The sequence below is a fragment of the Thermofilaceae archaeon genome (assembly GCA_038731975.1).
In the GTDB taxonomy this organism is placed as follows: Archaea; Thermoproteota; Thermoprotei; order Thermofilales; family Thermofilaceae; genus JANXEW01.
This window is the reverse complement of the sequence record JAVYQJ010000074.1, coordinates 1-3,023: the sequence shown is the minus strand read 5'-3', so window position 1 is coordinate 3,023 and position 3,023 is coordinate 1. Positions and strand designations below refer to the sequence as shown.

General features: G+C 32.1%; 4 protein-coding genes. All 4 read right to left on the bottom strand.

All coding sequences use genetic code 11. The annotated features are described in order from the left end of the window. Positions 1 to 295 (bottom strand): DUF1286 domain-containing protein (locus QXF46_09565; protein MEM0227109.1); only part of this gene is annotated, 295 nt, incomplete at its 3' end. A 22-nt stretch (positions 296 to 317) separates the two neighbouring features. Beyond that, complete coding sequence (locus tag QXF46_09560; protein ID MEM0227108.1) at positions 318 to 1,190, bottom strand: hypothetical protein; 873 nt, start codon at positions 1,188 to 1,190, stop codon at positions 318 to 320. A 555-nt stretch (positions 1,191 to 1,745) separates the two neighbouring features. After that, on the bottom strand, positions 1,746 to 2,204 hold the full coding sequence (locus QXF46_09555) for a hypothetical protein (GenBank protein ID MEM0227107.1): 459 nt from the start codon (positions 2,202 to 2,204) through the stop codon (positions 1,746 to 1,748). Between the two features lie 468 nt (positions 2,205 to 2,672). After that, positions 2,673 to 3,023, bottom strand: a 351-nt coding sequence (locus QXF46_09550; GenBank protein MEM0227106.1) for a hypothetical protein, incomplete at its 5' end; no start/stop codon positions are given.

Genomic DNA, 3,023 nt, shown 5'->3' with positions numbered 1-3,023 from the left:
CTAAATGCTCTAATCCTGCTATAATGCCCCCTAATGCTGCAAAAGGCAAGTAAGGAAATATCGCTATGCCAAATATCAGGTTTAATAAAATTGTACTTATTACGCCCGATATCGCGCCAATTATTACTGCGCGCGGTATCGTATGCGTAACAGGCGTAGTATAATAATTACCATCGTTATCAGACTCTGTTCCAAGTCCCTCAATAAACGTGCTTGTCGTTATTGCCGTTACCGCGCCCACAATTAACGCCTTATAAACAGGTGTTAACATATTTGCAACTGAAATTACTTCCATTTTTCTCACCCATTTACAATTTTCATTCATCATCGTTTTCAAAATATGCAATATCTTCTTCGCGTAATGCCTCAGGCACAAGTACTAAATCATTATAAGAGTCCTCGGCTAAGTAGTGTATATCTAGTTCCCCGTAAAACTCCTTATCAAAGTGATAAATTTGCTCAACCCACCCTATAACTACTGCACTTTGCTCTAGTAATCCGCTAAACTTCTCCATGAATGCTATTATATCATCAACACTAGTTATTTTTACCTTTTCACTCTTGAATTTTTCTAGTTCTTCTCTAAACTTTTTAGCTTCTTCAACTACTCTGTCTAAAAGCATTTTTATCACTTCATTTTCAATTTTTACATTTTCTAGCTTGCAAAATATTGTATCAATGTTATAAATAGCCCTATTACTATGTACTTTTACACTGCTATTAATTATATCTTCTATTGTCTTCAGCCTACTGCTCTTCTCGCTTACAATTAGCGTATACATTAAACTTAATGTTTTGTACACTTCATTTTCTAGTTCGCTCAATTTTTGCCTTATTTGTGCCGCATTATCGCCCGTTAACATCGTGTAAATTTTAAGGCCCGCATTTAGGTGCGTTAAATATACTAAATGTCTGTCAGGATTTATCCAGCCCCAAAAGTCATACTCTTCTGCGTGATTTTGCAACGATGTTAAGTAAGGCTCAATTGTATCTTTTATATCTTTTACAATACTTTTTATCATTTTTTCTATATCTTTATTACTAGTTCTTACATTTTCGCTTAACGTTTGTGCAATTATTTCGTTTAATTGTTTTCCAAGTTCAAAAAAAATCTTGTGTTCTTTTTCAATTTCCCCCTCAATATCTTTCGGGGGGATCTGACTTATGGGGTGAGTCATATCCGATTTCACCTAATTATCTATTCTCACTTTATACTTTTAAAGTTTTCTCTCAATATCTACGATATTAACACCCTAAATTAACGTGATTTTGAGTTAGAACCCCGCCCTAAATTAACGCCGGTATTATGACCTAGAAAAGTATAAATCACCATATTGTTAGGCTTATACTAGTTTAGAAAAGTATAAACATAAGGGTGATTAAGCGCATAAAACCATATTATATTATAATTATTAAGGTATTAAGGCAAGCCGGCGGCATAAAGGTGCGGCAGCAGGCGGCATATTCATTATTATAATATAATATGCAGGCCGGTGCGCGGCAGTATATACATTATAATAGTTTAATGGGGGTGCGGCATATCATTATTATAATAAGGTATAACTGCCGCAGTTATACCTTATTATAACTAATATGGTATAATGGTGGGCCGGCTTGCGACATATGGCGGCATATATATTATATAATGAATATACGGGCCGGCATATACATTATAAAATAATTAAAAACGATTAGGAAAAAAGTATAAAAGTAGCATATATAAAAAATAATTTTTCAAAAAAAGTTTAACTTAATCCAACTAATACATTTAGCAAATATTCTATTTCATGCCTTAAATTGAAAGTAAACATGAATAAATCTTCGCCTTCGTCTCTATCGCAAAAGTAAATATGACTTTTTTCCTTATTATTATGAGTAGCCTCTAGTAATAATACGTCTATTTCACCATAGTATTTAAGTAAATTCGCAGTTCTTACTATAAAATCTGCTATTTTGTATTTTTTGCCAGAGAGAACTATATTATACATATCAGTTATTATCATTATTAAATTGTTTAATGCTGAATTTGCATACACTAGGCCAGGCTCATCTAATATTTTAGCGAATTTTTTCCTTATTTTTTCACTCTGACTAACTACTCTATTATATATTTGTATTACTGTTTCTTTTACCTTTGTCATGGTTTCTTCTAGTGCTTTTTGATCATATTCGAACCCAGGGTATGGAGGTACGGGTTTTGCCATCTGACTCACCTAATTATCTATTTGTTAAACATATATTTAAATCTTTCGGTCCTTTTTAACGGTATTATAGCCCTAAATTAACGTGATTTTAAGTTAGGACCCCCTCCCTAAAAACCGTCAGGTATTATGGTGATAAATGTAAATGTAGAAAAGTAAAAGTAATAGGCGTTTTGCTTTTACTAGTTTACAAAAGTATAAGCATAAGGGCATAATTGCGGCAATAACATTATAATAAGCTATGTGCGGCATATACATTATCCATTATAATAATACCGGCGGCATAGCAGGCCACATAACCATATATTAATAATATATGGTATAATGGTGGGCCGGCCTGCGGCAAAAACGCGGGGCCGCAGCAGGCAGGCCGCGGTTATACATTATAATAAAATAGTAGTACTAATACACTATATACATAACATAATGTAAATATAAAAAGTAAAGTAAAAAAGTAGTTATAAAAAAACGTTATAATGTTAAAAGGAATACTATCTCAAGCAAGTCCATACTTAAAGAGTGCGTGAATTCATTTATTCGTCCTGCAATATTCATAACGCGAATTGTAAACTTGTCGTTATATGTCACTGCAATATCATATGTAATATGATTTATTAAGTTTAAATATCTATTAAACACAAATAAGTACTCTATTATATCATCTTTTGCTTTATTTTCATCAAATTGTTCTATTTTCTGATTTAATACAGACTGTGCTTTGTGTAATAAGCTAACATATGCTAAATATAGCTTTTCATTCTCTAAGTATAATTTACGATTTTTATTTTTACTATTTTTTAGTTCATCTATTAAAATTGTAAT

Bases quoted from the DNA above. Each gene is read 5' to 3' on its own strand.
- QXF46_09555 (MEM0227107.1), bottom strand. From the start codon at position 2,204: ATGGCAAAACCCGTACCTCCATACCCTGGGTTCGAATATGATCAAAAA.